General features: G+C 63.2%; 12 protein-coding genes. 3 read left to right on the top strand and 9 right to left on the bottom strand.

What is annotated here, in order from left to right; genetic code table 11:
- Positions 1–341: 341 nt before the first annotated feature.
- The gene (locus tag J5M66_RS11350; RefSeq protein WP_207809501.1) at positions 342–1,358 is read right to left on the bottom strand and encodes an NADP-dependent oxidoreductase; all 1,017 of its coding nucleotides are present in this window, start codon (positions 1,356–1,358) and stop codon (positions 342–344) included.
- A gap of 55 nt (positions 1,359–1,413) precedes the next feature.
- Positions 1,414–2,202, bottom strand: coding sequence for an SDR family oxidoreductase (locus J5M66_RS11355; RefSeq protein ID WP_207809503.1), 789 nt, complete (start codon positions 2,200–2,202; stop codon positions 1,414–1,416).
- Positions 2,203–2,341: 139 nt separating this feature from the next.
- On the opposite strand from J5M66_RS11355, the gene J5M66_RS11360 reads away from it, so the two are divergent.
- The gene (locus J5M66_RS11360; RefSeq protein WP_207809506.1) at positions 2,342–2,944 is read left to right on the top strand and encodes a TetR family transcriptional regulator; all 603 of its coding nucleotides are present in this window, start codon (positions 2,342–2,344) and stop codon (positions 2,942–2,944) included.
- A 5-nt stretch (positions 2,945–2,949) separates the two neighbouring features.
- Here J5M66_RS11360 and J5M66_RS11365 read toward each other — a convergent pair whose 3' ends face one another.
- Positions 2,950–3,351, bottom strand: coding sequence for a response regulator (locus tag J5M66_RS11365; RefSeq protein WP_280074191.1), 402 nt, complete (start codon positions 3,349–3,351; stop codon positions 2,950–2,952).
- A complete protein-coding gene (locus J5M66_RS11370; protein ID WP_130901270.1) occupies positions 3,348–4,337 on the bottom strand; it encodes a response regulator in 990 nt (329 codons plus the stop codon). Before J5M66_RS11370 ends, J5M66_RS11365 begins: the two co-directional genes overlap by 4 nt.
- Before the next feature lie 262 nt (positions 4,338–4,599).
- Here J5M66_RS11370 and J5M66_RS11375 point away from each other — a divergent pair, with 262 nt between their 5' ends.
- The gene (locus J5M66_RS11375) at positions 4,600–9,849 is read left to right on the top strand and encodes an AAA family ATPase (RefSeq protein ID WP_243433059.1); all 5,250 of its coding nucleotides are present in this window, start codon (positions 4,600–4,602) and stop codon (positions 9,847–9,849) included.
- Positions 9,850–10,105: 256 nt separating this feature from the next.
- Here the strand turns inward: J5M66_RS11375 and J5M66_RS11380 are convergent, their stop codons facing one another.
- The 5 genes from J5M66_RS11380 to J5M66_RS11400 all read right to left on the bottom strand — a co-directional run bounded on the left by J5M66_RS11380 (position 10,106) and on the right by J5M66_RS11400 (position 15,936).
- Positions 10,106–10,582: an AraC family transcriptional regulator gene (locus tag J5M66_RS11380; RefSeq protein ID WP_016774798.1), complete on the bottom strand. Its 477-nt coding sequence runs from the start codon at positions 10,580–10,582 to the stop codon at positions 10,106–10,108.
- 88 nt (positions 10,583–10,670) lie between these two features.
- A complete protein-coding gene (locus J5M66_RS11385; protein ID WP_207809508.1) occupies positions 10,671–11,783 on the bottom strand; it encodes an alkene reductase in 1,113 nt (370 codons plus the stop codon).
- 171 nt (positions 11,784–11,954) lie between these two features.
- Positions 11,955–14,189, bottom strand: a complete 2,235-nt coding sequence (locus J5M66_RS11390) for a molybdopterin cofactor-binding domain-containing protein (protein ID WP_207809510.1) — start codon at positions 14,187–14,189, stop codon at positions 11,955–11,957.
- Entirely contained in the window at positions 14,186–14,659 is a 474-nt protein-coding gene (locus J5M66_RS11395) for a (2Fe-2S)-binding protein (protein ID WP_125927088.1), read from the bottom strand. Before J5M66_RS11395 ends, J5M66_RS11390 begins: the two co-directional genes overlap by 4 nt.
- Positions 14,656–15,936: a c-type cytochrome gene (locus J5M66_RS11400; RefSeq protein WP_207809614.1), complete on the bottom strand. Its 1,281-nt coding sequence runs from the start codon at positions 15,934–15,936 to the stop codon at positions 14,656–14,658. Before J5M66_RS11400 ends, J5M66_RS11395 begins: the two co-directional genes overlap by 4 nt.
- Positions 15,937–16,221: 285 nt before the next feature.
- Here J5M66_RS11400 and J5M66_RS11405 point away from each other — a divergent pair, with 285 nt between their 5' ends.
- Positions 16,222–17,424, top strand: a complete 1,203-nt coding sequence (locus J5M66_RS11405) for an MFS transporter (protein WP_125916302.1) — start codon at positions 16,222–16,224, stop codon at positions 17,422–17,424.
- Positions 17,425–17,708: the final 284 nt, after the last annotated feature.

Below are 17,708 nucleotides of genomic sequence, written 5' to 3' on the forward strand. Positions count from 1 at the left end.
AAGCGCGGGATTATAGCGGTAACTAACCATTCAGTTAACCGCAGTTTTGCCATGAAAACGTGCACTTCTGTGAATCAAGCGTGGTGCAGGATGGGCGAAATGCAAGTTGAGAGGGTTTCTCGACGTTTCAACGGGGATGGCGAGTCGGGCGTGCAGTTGCAATGCACATCTACAAACACCGCGCTGAATTCACCCCTCATCGGAACGCCGCCCGCCCAGCCCTCTCCCCGGGGAGAGGGAGCCGATTGGTGGCTTTTCAGAACTTGTGTTCACCTCGGTATTGCAGGTTGGAATCACTCGATCAAACAAGTCGGTCAGTTCCTTCTCCCTCCGGGAGAGGGCTAGGGTGAGGGGCTTTTGAGGATGGCCGCGATGGCAACCTTGCCCTTGGCCCGACCTTGTTCAACGTAGTGCAACGCGTCACCAATCTGATCGAACGGAAACGTACGATCAACCACCGGTTTGATCACTCCTGCCTCAATCAACGCAGTGATTTTTTGCAACTGAACGCCATCGGCGCGCATAAACAGAAACGAATAATCCACCCCATGCTTGCGCGCCTTGCGCCGAATGCCACTGCTGGGCAGACGCATGACCAGCCCCAGCAGCCAGGACAAACCCTGCTCCTGAGCGAACTGCGCAGTCGGCGGCCCTGACAGGGAAATCAGTTTTCCGCCCGGTTTCAACACTTTCAACGATTTCTCCAGCACATCGCCGCCGAGGCTGTTGAGCACCACGTCGTAGTCGCGCAGCTCAATGGCGAAATCCTGTTGCTTGTAATCGATCACCACATCAGCGCCCAGCGCCTTGACCCACGCGACATTCGCCGTGCTGGTCGTAGTCGCAACAAAAGCGCCGAGGTGTTTGGCCATTTGAATGGCGACCGTGCCAACGCCACCGGAGCCGGCGTGAATCAGCACCTTCTGGCCTTTTTGCAGCCCGGCGACTTCGACCAAGGCCTGCCACGCCGTCAACGCCACCAGCGGCATGCAAGCCGCCTCGGTCATAACGAGATTGGCGGGTTTCAACGCGATCGCTGTTTCATCGACAGCGATGCGTTCGGCAAACGTGCCAATCCTGTTTTCAGGCGCACGCGCATAAACCTCATCGCCCGGCTTGAAACGCTTGACCGCCGCACCGGTGCTGAGCACCACGCCGGCGACATCGTTGCCCAATATCAAAGGCATTTGATAGGGCAGGATCATCTTGAATTCGCCGCTGCGAATCTTCAGATCCAGCGGGTTGACGCTGCTGGCGCGCACTTCGATCAGCACGTCGTGAGCGCCAACAAGCGGCTCGGGCAGGTCGCCAATCCGGCCGTTCTGCTTGCCGTAGCGCTCGATGAAAAATGCCTTCATTGCGGATGCTCTTGTCGGTAGGAACCCGCCGCGTTTGCAGCGGGTCCGGAAGGGCTCAGGCTTGAGTCAGATAACGCTGCGCCACCGCCGACTGGCGGATCTGCGCCAACAGGCCTTGCCGCGCCGCTTGCAAGGCATCCCAGCGCTCGCCTTCGTGCAGCGGCGGGATGGTCACGACTTCGCGACGGTCGAAACCGACCAGCGCGGCGTCGACCATGTCGCCGACTTCCATGATGTCGGTCAGGGTGTTGATGTCGATACCGGCGCGGTCCCAGATTTCCGTGCGGGTGGCGGCAGGCAGCACGGCTTGCACGTACACGCCTTGTGGCGACAGTTCCAGGCTCAGGCCCTGGGAAAGGAACAGTACGAACGCCTTGGTCGCGCCATACACCGACATGCCGAACTCCGGCGCCAGGCCCACCACCGAGCCGATGTTGATGATCGCGCCGTCGCCGGCCTTGGCCAGGCGCGGGGCGATGGCACTGGCCAAACGCACCAGCGCCGTGGTGTTGAGCGCGACCAGTTGCGCCACGCTGTCGGTGCTCTGCTCGATGAAGGTACCGGACTGCGCCGCGCCGGCATTGTTGACGAGGATACCGATGCGCGCGTCGTCACGCAGACGCGCCTCGACGGTTTGCAGGTCGCTCAGTTGCGTCAGGTCGGCCTGTAGCACTCCGACATTGACGTTGTGTTCAGCGCGCAAACCGGCAGCAAGGGTGTCCAGGCGCGCGTGGTCACGGGCGACCAGCACCAGATCGTGCCCGCGTTGGGCGAAACGTGCGGCGTAAACCGCGCCGATGCCGGAGGAGGCGCCAGTGATCAGAACAGTAGGGCGAGTAGTCATGGTGTGGGCTCTTTGTCAGTTGAAGACTGATTGCGGGCCTTTAGGATGATGATCGAAATCTAACCTGTCAACGGTTTTGATTATGGCCAACATCTATGTATCATCGGCCGATGAATTTTCAGCGCTGGAGGTATTCAACATGCGCGTATCCAAGGCTCAGGCTCAGGCCAATCGCGAGCACATTGTCGAAACGGCATCAGTGATGTTCCGCGAACGCGGTTATGACGGGGTCGGCGTGGCTGACCTGATGGCGGCCGCCGGTTTTACTCACGGCGGTTTCTACAAGCACTTCGGCTCCAAGGCCGACCTGATGGCCGAAGCCTCGGCCAACAGCCTGGCGCAGTCCACGGCCGCCGCCGAAAGCATGAGCGTGCAGGATTTCATCAATGTGTACGTGTCGCGCGAGCATCGCGATGGCCGCTCCACCGGTTGCACCATGGCAGCGCTGTGCGGCGATGCGGCGCGGCAGTCCGGGGATGTCAAAGCGGCGTTCGCTGAAGGTATCGAGCGCACGTTGCAGACGCTCGGCGAGAAATACCCGACCGCAGCGGATGCACCGCAAGGTGAGGGCCGAACCCGGATGATCGACCTGCTGGCCCGCGCCGTCGGGGCGATCATGCTGTCGCGCGCCTGCCCGGATGACTCGGCGCTGGCCGATGAGATTCTGGCGGTGTGTCACGCTTCGATGACTGAGTCGCTGCCCGCGATCGAAACTGCGGAACAAGACACGCAGGACAGCTGAAGCGATCAGTGCTGGCGGTGCAGGGCCTTGTCGAGTGCCGCCAGCAAAACCTCTTCTTCGAAGGGTTTGCACAGGCATTCAAACGCCTGGTAATGCCCGGACTCAGCCAGCGCCGCCTCGTCCCAATGGGCGGACATGCAGATCACCGGAAACTGTCGCGACAGCTGGCGCATCACGTCGATGCCGGACAGGCCGGGCATGCGCAGATCCAGCAGCAGGCAGGCGATTTCGGCGAAGTCTGCTTCGGCGAGAAACGCTTCGCCACTGGCATAAACCTGCGCGCGATAACCGACCGAACGCAGCAGATTCGACAGGCTTTTGCGCACCGACGCATCGTCATCGACGATGCAGACAATCGTCGGTCGGGTGTTCTCGATCACCGTCGGGCGACCCGCCGGGCCGCTCACGACAGGCTCGATGGGCCAGGCGAAGGCGCAGCGCTGATCAGTCCGTAGAGTTCGACGAGGTTGACCAGCGAGCGGGTCTGCATCTTCGCCATGATGTGTTTGCGATGAACCTTGGCGGTCACTTCACTGGTGCCCAATTGGTTGGCGATCTGCTTGTTCGACAGACCGCCGACAATCAGCGGCAGCACCTCGCGCTCACGCGGTGTCAGCTGCGCCGCCAATTGCCGCACGTGCTGAACCCGTTGCCATTGATTGAACGCCGTCGCGGCGTGTTGACGGGTGCTGCGCAGAATGCCGAGCAGTTCATCGTCATTGAATGGTTTGGTCAGGAACTCCACCGCGCCGGCCTTCATCGCCTGCACCGACATCGGAATCGTGCCGTGGCCGGTCATGAAGATCACCGGCCACGGCAAGCCGCGCTCGTTCAGCGCCGCCTGCAATTGCAGGCCTGTGGTTTCGGGCAGGCTGACGTCGAGCAGCAGGCACGCCGGGCCATTGGCGATGTCGGCCTCGAGCAGTTCTTCGGCGGACTGGAAAATTCGGTGTTCGATGCCTTCGGCGCGCAACAAGCGGCTCAATGCGCTGCGCACGCAGGCCTCATCGTCAACGATGAACACCGGCACCGATTGCGTATCGACCAACGGCGGCTGCGCCACCATCGGCGCCGAGGCCAGGGCGTTGAACACGGGCAGTTTGGGTTCGCGGTCTTTCAATAATCGGTAACCTCGACGGGCAACCGTCTGGATGATTTCTTTTTCCCCGAGCAGTTTGCGCAGCGAGGAAATCTGCACTTGCAGATTGTTCTCTTCGACGACGATGTCCGGCCACACCTGATTGATCAGCTCGTCCTTGCTGACGATGCGCCCATCGGCCTGCATCAGTACCGAAAGTATTTCGAACGCCCGCCCGCCCATGCGCAAGGGCCGGCCATCGAGAAAGGCTTCGCGCCGTTCCAAGGAAATCGTGGCTTGGCCGAGTCGGATCATGCGGGCCTCTGCGTTGCGGTGAGAAGGACAGGGCGCGGGCGCCGGGTTATCAGGTTCGTACGCTAGGGGACGGCCTGGCATAAAGCAATTATCCCGAGGGATAAGACGTGCGCTTGTATAGCGCAAGAAACAGCCGCGCAAGGCTCTGGACGGCCATCTTGAGGCTGCGGACGGACATCAGCGCAGCGGCTGGCCCTCTGGCAAAAAAACGCTGGGTATACTTCGCCACCAGCCTGAATCCCATTTCCAGCGGTGAATGCGTATGCCCGGCCAGCCATCCTCCTCTGCAATTTCCCGCGTGGCCGATGCGCCGATGCTCGATGAAGCATGGCTGGAGAGCTGTCGGTTCAGTCTGCTGCGCCGTGACCATGAACTGACCTGGTTCAGCCTTGAAGACGGCCGCTCGGGCCAGAGCTGGTTCGCCGTGCGTGCGCCGATCCAGCGTCCGGCGCTGTGCCAGCGGCTGGAGCGCGATTTCCATTTGCAGTTGCCTTCGCAGTGGGCGCTCAACCCGCTCGCGCTGATTCGCTCGGCGGACGGGCCGGTGTTGGTCTACCCGCAATGGGGCGCGCCGCTGGCTGGACTGATCGACGCCGCCGGCTTACCACTCGGACGGGTGTTGAATATCGCCGTCGCCGCCGCCAATGCGCTGGTCCACTCCAGGCATACCGAAACGGCGCAAAAACCTGTGGGAGCGAGCCTGCTCGCGAAAGCGTCATTCCAGCCGACAACACCCTTGACTGACCCACCACTTTCGCGAGCAGGCTCGCTCCCACAGGGTTCTTTATTGCCTTGGCATCTGCTGGTCTATGCCGACGACAGCGTCAGGCTGATGGGCTTTCACACCCACGCGCAGGAAACGCCGGCGACCGAACTGCCGAGCCTGGAACACTGGCCTTATCTGGCGCCGGAACAGCTGCAGCGCGACGGCGTCGATTCCGATGAGCGCAGCGACGTCTATGCGCTGTCGGCAATCATCTACGAGGCGCTGACCGGGCGCCCGCCGCTGATCGCTCGCGACGCCTCGCAATGGTTGCATGTGCACGCCGCCGTCCAGCCATTGTCGCCAGCGCAATATCAACCCGACCTGCCGCAAGGCATTTGCCATGTGCTGCTCAAGGGCCTGGCCAAGGAGCCGGACGCGCGCTATCAAAGCATCGAATCGCTGGCCGCCGATCTGACCTGGTGCCTGCGCCAATGGCAGAAAAAAGGCCAGATCGAAGCGTTCCGCCTCGGTGCTTTCGATGCTCGCGCAACGGCCACGCGCGGCGATGTGCTGTTTGGTCGTGATGACGAACGTCAGCAGCTGCTTGAACAGATCCGGCGCGTGCGCAGCGACGGCATCGCTCGGGTGCTGCTGGTTGCCGGCGCACCGGGAGCGGGGAAGTCGACGCTGATCCAGCAACTCCTGCGTAGCCAGGCACCCGGTTATTGGGCCAGCGGCAAGATCGAACTGCTGAACAATGACCGGCCCTTCGCGCCGCTGGCGCAGATTTTTCAGTCTCTGATCAGCCAAGTGTTGACCAAGCCCACGCTGGCCTTGCAGGCCTTGGCCGAGCAACTGCGCGAAACCCTCAAGGGCCGTGGCCGCTTGCTGCTGGACCTGGCACCGGAAGCCGAACTGCTGATCGGCGCCACCGCCGAACTGCCGAACATGCCGGCGCGCCACGCCCTGGATCGGGTCAATCGGGCGCTGCTTGATGTGCTCGAAGTCTTTGCGCAACCGGGGCATCCGCTGCTGCTGTTTATCGACGACTTGCAGTGGGCTGACGACTCGACGCAGGCGTTTCTCAAAGCCTTTATCGGCCGACCGACGCGGCATCTGCTGCTGGTTCTGGCGTATCGCGAGGGCGAGTTGACGGAGCATCCGGGCGGCTGGCTCGATGAGATGCGCAGAGCACCCGCGCTGCCAGTCAGTGACCTTCGACTAGGGCCGCTGTCGGTGCAGGCCGTTGCGCAACTGACGGCGGTCGAACTCGATGCTGACGTCGACAACCTCGAGGCGCTGGCCCGCGTCGTGCACTTCAAAACCGCCGGCAATCCGTTCTTCGTCAGCCAGGTCGCGCGCGCGCTGGTGGACGAGCGTCTGCTGCGTTTCGACGCGACGACGCGGCGCTGGGTGTGGAATCAGGCCGAAGTGAACGGCTATCGCTACGCCGACAACGTGGCCGAATTGATGGTGCAACGCTTGCTGCGTCTGCCGGTCAGTGCCCGTGAAGTGTTGCGCACCGCGGGTTACGTTGGTGGCCGCTGTGACGAAACGCTGTTGGGCGATTTGCTGGGGGACGATCCGGCGCAATTGCTGCGTGACGTGGATTATCTGGTCAGCGCCGGATTTCTCCTGCGCGAGCCTGGCCAACTGGTGTTTCCCCACGATCGGGTGTTGGAAGCCGCCGCTGCGCTGACCGCACCGGCCGGGCGTTCGGCTGAGCATGCGCGCATCGCTGCCGCCATGCTCGATCAATGCGGCGAGCAGCGGCAGGCGCGCGTCTTCGACATCGCCAGTCAGATTCAGCGCAGCGCCGGCAATGCGCTGCAAGCGCCTCGACGCGCTGAGTTCATCCAGTTATTGCTCGAAGCTGCCGAGCGCGCCCGCGATAGTGCCGCTGTCGAGCAGGCCGTGGATTATCTGCGCAGCGCCGAGGTGTTACTCGGCGACAACGGCTGGACGCAGCTCTACCCGCAAGCCTTCGCGGCGCGCTGGCTGGCAGCCGACTGCGCGATGTTGCTGGCGGATCTGCCCGGCGCGCAACAGCGTCTTGACGATTGCCTGGAACACGCTGCCACCGTGCTGGACCGGGCGAAAACCTACCGCCTGCGCGCCAGCCTGCGCACCTTGCATTCCGATTACCACGGCGCGATCGGCGAAGCTCTGGCCGGTCTTGCGTTGCTCGACATCGACCTGCAGCGACAACCCTCGAAGGCGCAACTGGGCGAAGCGTTCGAACGGGTTCGGCAATTGGTCGGTGCGCGACGGATCGCTGAGTTGACGGCATTGCCCAAAGCCAATGAGCCGCGAATCGAAATGGCCATGGAACTGCTGAGCACGCTGATCGCCTCGTTCTTCGTGCAGGACGACATTGCTTTTCTGCACTTGGCGAAGATGGTCGAACTGACTTTGCTCCATGGCACCACGCCGAGCAGCGGCTACGGTTTCGCCTGGTACGGCGTGATGATCGCCGACCGTTATGGCGAGTATCTGGACGGTGTTGCTTTCGCCGAACTGGCGCTTGATCTGACTGATCTGCACGGCTATGAGGCGGGGCGCACCGGCACGCTGGTGGCGCTGGATCAGGTCAGCGCGTGGACCCGGCCGATGGCCTACGCGCGGCAGAAGGCCTTCGCCGCGTTTGAGTGCGGTCAGGCCGGCGGCGATCTGGGCATGTCGTGTTACGCCTGCAACCACATCGGCTCCGATCTGCTGTTCATGGGCGAGCCGCTGCCAAACGTGTTGAACGAGCTGGACGTCGGCCTGAGTTGGGTGCGGCAGTTTCACTACATCGACATCGAGCGCATTCTTGTGGCGCAACAGGCGTTTGCCAGCGATTTGCGCAACGGGCCTGAGCCTCGTTCGATCGCAATGCTGGATGCTTTGGAACATGACCGCTTCGGCCCGCTGCATCGCGACCGCGTTTCACAGCCGACGCTGTTGTGGATGTGGTTGTATTCGGGCATGTCGGCGTTGTATTTCGGTGAAGTGCGTTACGCGTTGCGCCGTTTCGAAGACGCCGAGGCGTTGACCTGGTCGCTGCCGGCGCACATTGATCTGGCGCATTACTACCTGTTCTACAGCTTGGCACTGGCCAGTCCCGAGGCGCCGGGCTCTGTTGTCGAAAAACTGCAGAAGCTGGAGCAGCAACGGCAGCGTTTTCTGCAATGGGTCGAGCTCAATCCTTCGACCTTCAGCAACAAACTGCTGCTGATCGAAGGCGCGATGGCCCGCGTGCGCGGCGAAGGGCTGGCCGCCATTCGCTGCTTCGACCAAGCGCAAATCGCGGCGGCCGCTGCCGGGTTTATCCATGAGCAAGCACTGGCACATGAACAACTGGCCGAGGTCTGCCTGGCCAACGGCCTGGTCTCCGGCACGCATCATCACCTGCGTGTTGCGCGCGACTGCTATGTGCTGTGGGGCGCTGAAGCCAAGGCGCGCCAGCTCGAAGCGCAGCATCCGTTTCTCGCCCACGAGCATTCCCTGGAAGCGGGAACGCCGGTGACGCGGGTGCGCCTTGACCTGGAAATCGGCATTGAAGCGGCACGCGCGGTCTCGCAAGAGGTGTTGCTTGATCGGCTGGTGGAGACCTTGATGAATCACTTGATGATTCAGGCGGGTGCCGATCGCGGCGCGCTGCTGTTGGTCGCCGAGGGTGAGTTGCAATTGGCCGCTGCCGCGCATGTCGAGGCGGGCAACGTGCGGGTCAGTCAGGACAACGATCGCTCGCTGGAGCAGATCGCGCCGGTTTCAGTACTCAATTCGACCATGCGCACGCGCACGCCGCTGGTGCTTGACGATGCCCGCGCCGACTGCCCGCAAGCCTACAGCGCTGATCTGCAGCAACGGCAGACGCGCTCGCTGATGTGCCTGCCGTTGCTCAAGCAAGGCGCGCTGATCGGTCTGGTGTATCTGGAAAACAGCCTGGTACCGAAGCTGTTCAGCGCCGAACGCCTGACCATGCTGGAAATTCTCGCCTCGCAGGCAGCGGTGTCGCTGCAGACCGCGCGGCTCTACGCGCAACTGGTCGAGGACAACCGCTTGCGCGCGCAGATGGAAGCCGATTTGCGCAGCTCGCGGGCGGAACTGGCGCGCAACTCGCACCTGAAAATGATGGGCGAACTGTCGGCCTCGATCGCCCACGAAATCAGCCAGCCGCTGCTGGGCATTTCATCGAACGCCTCGGCCAGTCTGCGCTGGCTCAAGCGCGACACGCCTAATCTCGACGAGGCTATTCAGGGACTCGAAGACATCCGCTCCGACAGCGCCCGTGCCACCGAGATCGTCCAGGCCTTGCGCGCATTGGCCAGGCAGGCGCCGTTGCAACGATTGCCGGTGTCGATTGACGCGTTGATCGGTGAGGTCGTGCAACTGACGGCCAGCGATGTGCACAATCGCGGGGTGAGCTTGCACACGCAACTCAACGCTGCTGACCCGGTGCTGGGGGATCGGGTGCAGATCCAGCAGGTGATCTACAACCTGATCGTCAACGCGCTGGAAGCGATGGCTGGGCAGGGCGTGACTGACGGGCGCCTGGTGATTGAGTCGACGCTGTCCGATGGGCAGGTCTGCGTGGCTTTTCAAGACAACGGGCCGGGGATCGCCGAGCATCAGCGTGAAGAAATTTTCGATGCGTTCTTCACCACCAAGGGCAGCGGCATGGGCATGGGCCTGGCGATTTGCCGAACGGTGATTGGCGCCCATGGCGGGACGTTGCGCGTGGAAGACAGCGAAGAGGGCGCGCGGATCTGCTTCAGACTGCCGCTTGCGCCGGACGCCAGGATCAAAAGCCCCTCACCCTAACCCTCTCCCGGAGGGAGAGGGGACTGACCGAGGTGTTTGGTCGAGCTATGCCGACCTGGGATATCTAGCCGAACTCCGGTTTTGGAAAGCCCACAAATCGGCTCCCTCTCCCTAGGGAGAGGGCTGGGCGGTCGGCGTTCCGATGAGGGGGAATTCACCGCCACTCCAATGCCGAACGGCGGTGCGCCTTTAAAAAAAAAGCCGCGAAAAATCGCGGCCAAAAGGGAGGAGTGAACAAAACCCTTTGAAATCCGACTCAGGGCCGCAGTTCCGTCAAGCGCTGACCCATCGTCGAATTCAGCAACCCATCGCTGAGCCGCCACACATCCGCATCCACCAGCGCCACCCGCGCTCCGCACATCAGTTGGCGCCAGACCTTCGGCGGCATTCCCACCATGCGCCCGAACGTGCGCGTGAAGTGCGAGTGATCGGAAAATCCGCATTCATAAACAATCTCGGTAATCGCCATCGAGGTCAGCAACAGCCCTTTGGCCTTGTCGATCTTCATCTTCAGCATCCATTCCTGGGGCGAGCAGCCGGTGACGATCTTGAACGCCCGGGAAAAGTGGCTGCGTGACAGATTGCAATGTTCGGCAATCTCGCTGACGCGCAGGCTGCGGCTCAGATCGTGCAGCATGTAGGCCTTGGCGCGGCGTTCCTGCCAGCCGGACAGTGCGCCCAGTGGGCGCGCCAGGTGGCAGGAAGGGTCTGACTTCACCGATTGCGGGTTCATGGCGGCTCTCCTGATCGATGGGCAAAGTCTGGCCGCAGGCTTTATTTAAAGTCCTTAAACAAACCTTAAAAGTTATGAAGCCCAAGCCTCAGGCGTGAAACGGATAATCGACGTAACCACGCTGATCGCCGCCGAAGAAGCTGCTCGGATCCGGCGTGTTCAGCTCAAGCCCGTCGTGCAGCCGACGCGGCAGATCCGGATTGGCCAGGAACGGCCGGCCAAAGGCAATGATGTCGGCGCGATCGGCGTTCAGCGCCTGTTCGGCGGACTCGGCGTCGTAACCGCCAGCGAGGATCAGCACGCCGTTCCAGGTCTGGCGCAACTGGGCGATGATCGCGTCCCAGCGCGGGTCGAAGTTTTCGTCCTTGACCGTGCCGACCATGGCCGGCTCGACCAGGTGCAGGTAGGCCAGATTCCACTGGTTGAGCGCCTCGACCAGATAACCGAAGGTCGCTTCAGGCGTGTCATCGCCCATGCCCATGAAGCGGCCCATTGGCGTCAGACGCACGCCGACGCGCTCGGCGCCGACTTCATCAGCGACGGCGGCGACCACTTCGAGCAGAAACCGCGCACGGTTTTCCACACTGCCTCCATAGGCGTCATCACGCTGGTTGCTGTTGCTGTTGAGGAACTGGTCGAGCAGATAACCGTTGCCGGCATGGATCTCCACGCCGTCCATGCCAGCGTTCAACGCGTTGCGCGCAGCGCGGCGATAGTCGTCGACGATGTCGGCGATCTCCGCCGTTTCGAGGGCGCGCGGCACTGGCACATCACCCCACACGCCATTGCCTTGTTCATCGATGATAAAAGTCTTGCCCGGCACAGGCAGGGCGCTCGGCGCCACCGGCAAACCGGCGTCAGGCTGGAAACTCGGGTGGGAAACCCGGCCGACGTGCCACAGCTGCATGAAGATCAGACCGTTGGCCGCGTGCACCGCGGTGCTGACTTCGCGCCAGGCCTGCACTTGCGCATCGGTGTAGATCCCCGGCGTCCACGCATAGCCCTGGCCTTGCTGAGAAATCTGCGTGGCCTCGGTGATGATCAGCGCGGCACTGGCGCGTTGGCGGTAGTACTCGGCGTTCATTGCGGTCGGCACGTCGCCCGGCTGGCCAGCGCGCGAGCGGGTCAGGGGCGCCATCGCCACGCGATGGGCAAGGGTGTAAGGGCCGAGTGCGATAGGTTGGAACAGGCGACGGGTCATGGGTAGCTCCGGATTTCGATGAGTAGGGTTCAAGCGCGGCAGCCAGGTGCCGCGCGCTGTGCAGGTAACTTAACCGGGGGTGGCGGGGCTGATAATCCGTGGCCGGCGCTACGCAGTTTTGCGCGCAACGCAACGGCACCCGCGCTCATCGCTGATGAACGCGGGCGTGGTTCAGGCGGGTTGGGTCGAGCGAGTCAGCGGCAGATTCAGCCAGCGCCGGCCGGTGGCATTGCTGACCGCGTTGCCGAGAGCAGCAGCCATTGGCCCTTGGACGATTTCGGCAGCACCGAGGAAGGGTTCGCCCGGTTGATCGAGCAGGTGCACGTCGACTTTTTTCGGCAATTGCGTGAAACGCAGAATTGGATAACCGCTCCAGTCATAGCTGCGAATGCCGCCGGCGTCGTAGGCGACTTTTTCGTAGAGCGTCCAGCTGGCCGACTGGACGATGCCGCCCTCGACCTGATTGCGCAGGCCATCGGGGCTGACAATCTGGCCGACGTCGACCGCCGTGACCACATGATCGACGCGAATCTCGCCGGTCTGCGGATGCACCCGCAATTTCACCGCGAGGGCGCAGTAACCCATGATGTTTTTGTAGCGGGCGAAGGCAAAACCAATCCCCGCGCCGGGTTCGCTGCTCTTGTGGGGCCAGCCGATTTCGTCACGCACGCGCTCGATCACAGCCCGGGCACGCGAATCGCGCAGATGCGCCAGGCGTAACGCCAGCGGATCGAGCCCGGCCTTGATCGCCAACTCATCAATACCTGCCTCGATCGCGAAGATGTTGATGTGCGCACCGAGCGAGCGCATGGCCGAAGTGCGGAACGGCATGGTGGTGACGAAGTTCATGTTGATTCGCGTCGCGCCCAGCTCGTACAGCGGCACCGCGTTGCGATCGCCATCACCTTCGGGCTGGGCGATCGGCACCGAAGGCGCCGAGGTGAAGGGTTTCGCCAACAGGCGTGCCGGCAGCAGGCGACCAGCGTTGACGATGCGTTCGTTGTGCGGCGTGGTCCACAGCTCGTAGTTCCAGTCCTGCAAACGGCCCTGACTGAGGCCGGCATCGACTTCGGTGACCATCGCCGAGCTGTATGGCTCCCAGAGATTTTCCTGCTCGCGCATCCATTGCACACGCACCGGCGTGCCCGGCAGGCGCATGGCGATCAGCGCGGCATCGGCGGCGGCATCATCGGCGCCGTTGTGGCCGTAGCAACCCGAGCCTTCGGTGTGAATGCAGCGCACGCGCTCCGGCGGCAGACGCAGCATCTCGGCGATACCGGCGCGCAGCGGATAGACGCCCTGAGTGTGGGTCCACACCGTGAGCACGCCATCGTTGAACCAGGCCACCGCACAAGACGGACCGATCGAGCCGTGCATCAGATACTGCTTGGTCACCCGCGCCTTGAAGCGCGTTTCGGTCGCGCCGCTGGGATTGCCGTTGTTGCTGATCGGATAGCGCTTGGAGGGCAATTGCTTGAGCAAATCGTGAATCCCAGCGGCTTCGGGAATCGCCTCGCCGCCACTCCACTTGGCACTCTCAATGCCGCTGCGCATGGCCTTGATCGCTTGCCACTCATCACGGGCGACCACGGCCAGATAGTTGCCGTCGCGGATCACTTTGACCACGCCGTTCAACGCCTCGATGGACGCGGCATCGAACGCCTGAAGCGTGCAGCCGGGACGCGGCGGGCGAATCACCCGCGCATGCAGCATGCCCGGCAGGCGCATGTCCTGCACGAACGCCGCGCCGCCGCTGACTTTGGCCGGAATGTCCAGGCGCGGCAGGTTGTGCCCGATCAGTTTGAAATCGGCCGCCGCCATCGCCGGTGATTGCGCCTTGGCGTACTGGTGCACATCGACATGCTTGAGCGCGTCAGCATATGCCATGCGCTGACCATTCGGCCCTTCGATGATGCCGTCGCGAGTGCTCAGTTGCGCAGCATCGACTTGCCAGCTGCGCGCGGCGGCGTCGACGAGCATTTCTCGCACCTGCGCGGCAGCGTTGTACAGCGCAGTGCCGCTGTCGAAAATACTGTGGCTGCCGGCGGTGTAGCCTTCATTCGGCGTCAGCGCGGTGTCGGCGGTGAGCAAGTTGATCGCGCTGGCCGGCACCTGCAATCGCTCGGCAGCAATTTGCAGCAACGCGGTTTTCACCCCGGTGCCCAGTTCGACCTTGCCGGTGTACACGGTGATGCCGTCGGCGCCGATGCGAATCCACGCGTCCAGGTATGGGTTGGTGCGCAGGCTGCCGGGCAGATCGGGGGCCAGCACCACAGTGCCGAGGGTGTCGACTTCGGTATCGGCCAAGGCACGCCGCGCTACCGGCATCAGGGTGAAGGCCATGAGCAGCGCGCCGCCACGCAGGAAGGCCCGGCGGCTGGGGTTCAAGCCGTTTGCTTCGCTCATGTCAGGCTCCCGTTATGCCCGGCCACCTGTTTGATCGCCTCGATGATGCGCAAATGGGTGCCGCAGCGGCACAGATTACCGGCCATGTGCTCGCGGATGGTTTGTTCGTCCGGGTGCGGGTCACGTTCGAGCAACGCCTGCGCGCGCATCAGCATGCCGGCGATGCAGTAACCGCATTGCGCGGCCTGCTTGTCGATGAACGCCGCTTGCAACGGGCCGGGTTTCTCTGCGCTGCCGAGGCTTTCCACGGTGCGGATCTTTTTTCCTTCAAGGCCAGCGCAAGGTGTCAGGCAGGCGAACACTGGCTGGTCGTCAACGATCACCGTGCACGCGCCGCACTGGCCCAGGCCACAGCCGTACTTGGCGCCGTTGAGGTTCAAGTGATTGCGCAGCGCGTACAGCAGCGGCATGTCCGGTTCCAGCTCCAGCGCTTGGGCGGCTCCATTGACGGTGAGAGTGATCTGGCTCATTTCGTCTCCTGACGTAACGCTTCAATAGTGGAAGAAAGGTCGGTCCATGGCTGCTCGGGTCTGGCTTGCTCGCGCAAGTACGCCGCAAGTGCGCCGAGCTGGGCGTTGTCGAGGCTGGCGGCGAACGGCGGCATCACCGGGCCGGGCGCGCCGGGAATGGCGGGCACGCCTTCGAGTACGGTCTTGAGAAAGTTGCGCGGGCTGGCCGCTTGCAGCGCCGAAGTGCCTTGCAGGCCTGGGCGGCCGTCGATTTCGCGCATCGGCGCGGCGGATGCGTGACATCCGGCGCAGGCGCTGCTGAAGAGCAGGGCGCCGGTTGTGTGATCCGCTTGACTGCTCGGCTGCTTTTTCGCGGTGGTTTCGCTCACCGCTTGCGGGCTTTGCAGGCTCAGCAGGTAGTCGGCAATCGCCTCGGCTTCGCTGGCCGGCAAGCGCGCCAGACTCAGGCTGACCGGGCGCATCGGGCCGGCGGGTGTGCCGTGGCCATCGACGACATCGGCGCGCAGATAGCCGACCAATTGCTCGCGATTCCACGGATTGGCGCGCTGCCCAAGGCCGACCAGGGCCGGCGCTTCCCAGCCATCAACGCTGCCGCCCTGCAGATATTGCGAGGATTTCTCCGCGCCGATCAGGTTCAGCGGCGAATGGCAGCCGGCGCAGTGGCCCGGGCCGTCGACCAGATAGCGTCCGCGATTCCATGCCGCGCTGTGTTCGGCCAGCGGCGTGAGCGGCTCGCCATGCAGAAACAGCAGATTCCAGAACGACACCAGCGGGCGGATGTTCATCGGGAAGTTCATCTGGTTCTGCCGCGCCGGGGCGTGTACGGCGGGGCCGCTCATCAAGTAGGCATAGGCGTCGGCGATGTCTTCGGAGCTCATGCGCCGGTAGTGCACGTAAGGAAACGCCGGGTAGAGAAAGTGGCCGTCGCGGGCAATGCCTTCACGCATCGCCCGCTCGAAGGCCGGCAGTGACCATTCGCCGATGCCGGTCTGCGCATCCGGGGTGATGTTGGTGCTGTACAGCGTGCCGAACGGCGTCACCAGCGGCAGCCCGCCAGCCAGGTATTCGCCGCCGGGGCGGGTATGGCACACCGCGCAGTCGCCGGCCTCGACCACCCGTGCGCCGCGTTGCAACTGCGCAGTATCGAATGACGTCGGCCGTTTGATTGGCGCGATCGCCGGGCGCCACATCAGCGCGACGGCGACGATCAGACCGAGCACCGCGAGCACGCCGACGCTGATCCACAGGGTTCTGGATTTGAGCAAATGGCTGTTCATGGTCGGCAGAAAAACGCGGCGGACAGTGGCAGGACGAGTGCAGTGCGGGTCATGGAAACGCTCCTTGTAGCAGCCGGGGAAGGGCGCCGATGCGGACGTCAGCGCCAGGGCCAAAGCGTAGAGAAGACCCTTGCGGCGGAGAATCACCGGCCCGCGCAACAGCGCGTTGCGCCACAAGCAACGTTGCGCGCCACGCATCAGTGCGTTGTCAGTGGCACAGATTCTCGCGGCCGCCGGGTCACCGTAGCCTTGGCACAACTTTCCCGAACTCAACGAGGTGTCACCATGCTTACGGGCAACCCTGCCGTTGCGGCCCCGGCCGAACAGCCTGCTTCACTCTCCGGCCTGATGGTCGCGTTTCTGGCCTTCTGCTGCGGCGCGGTCGTCGCCAACCTGTATTACGCACAACCCATCGTCGAACTGATCGCCCCGCAGATCGGCCTGTCCAGCGCCAATGCCAGCCTGATCGTGTCGCTGACGCAGTTCGGTTACGCGCTGGGTTTGCTGCTGCTGGTGCCGCTGGCTGACCTGATGGAAAACCGCCGTCTGGTGGTCGGCTTCACCCTCGCCGCCAGCGTGACGTTGCTGTGCGCTGGCCTGACCCATTCGCCGTCGCTGTTTCTGCTGCTCTCTTTGCTGATCGGCCTGACATCGGTGGCGGTGCAGATTCTCGTGCCGCTGGCCGCGCACCTGGCGCCGGAAGCCAGCCGGGGGCGCGTGGTCGGCAATATCATGAGCGGCCTGCTCTTGGGGATTCTGCTGTCGCGGCCGCTGTCGAGTCTGTTGGTTGAAGTGTTCGGCTGGCGCGGGGTGTTTTACAGCGCGGCGGCACTGATGGCGGTGATCGCGTTGATTACCGCTGTGGCATTGCCGCGCCGGGTACCGACGCATAAAGCCACTTATGTCGCGTTGATCGGTTCGGTGTTTGCCCTGGCCCGGCGCTTTTCTGTGTTGCGCCAGCGTTCGCTGTATCAGGGTTTGCTGTTCGCCAGTTTCAGCCTGTTCTGGACCCTCGCGCCGATTGAGCTGATGCGTCACCACGGTTTCAGCCAGGCGCAAGTGGCGATCTTCGCCCTGGTCGGTGCGGTGGGTGCGATTGCTGCGCCAATTGCCGGGCGTCTGGCCGATGCCGGCCACGGTCGTCGCGGTACTTTGGTGGCGTTGCTGCTGGCGCCGCTGTCGCTGTTGATCGCCGCGTTGCCGGGCAGTGGTTACGTGTGGCTGGTGGTGTGTGCGGTGCTGCTGGATTTTGCCGTGCAACTGAACATGGTCCTCGGCCAGCGCGAGGTCTACGCCCTCGACCCGCACAGCCGCGCCCGCCTGAATGCGGTGTACATGACCAGCATCTTCGTCGGCGGCGCCCTCGGCTCACTGGTCGCCAGCCCGCTGTACGAACACTTCGGCTGGAACCTCTCGGCCGTTGCCGTGGCGGTGTTGCCGGCATTGGCGCTGGCGTTGTTCCTGGGTCGCAAGGCTGATCGGACCTGAATCAAAAGAACCCCACAAATCCCCCCTGTGGGAGTGAGCCTGCTCACGAAAGCGGTGGGTCAGCCTGCCCATCAATCACCTGATCCGACGCCTTCGCGAGCAGGCTCGCTCCCACAGGGTTTTGGGTGCACCGGGTTGATCGCTGGCCCGCCACAAAGCCATTGTGGCAACGAGGTACTCGATATGGACTTGTTTGCCGCACCACGCGCCCTCAAGCACGACGATACAAGACGTGTGGCGAGCGCTGATGCACAATCAGCGGCGTTCCCTCACCACCGGACCCC

This window comes from Pseudomonas sp. 67(2021) (assembly GCF_017491835.1).
Lineage (GTDB): Bacteria > Pseudomonadota > Gammaproteobacteria > Pseudomonadales > Pseudomonadaceae > Aquipseudomonas > Aquipseudomonas atacamensis.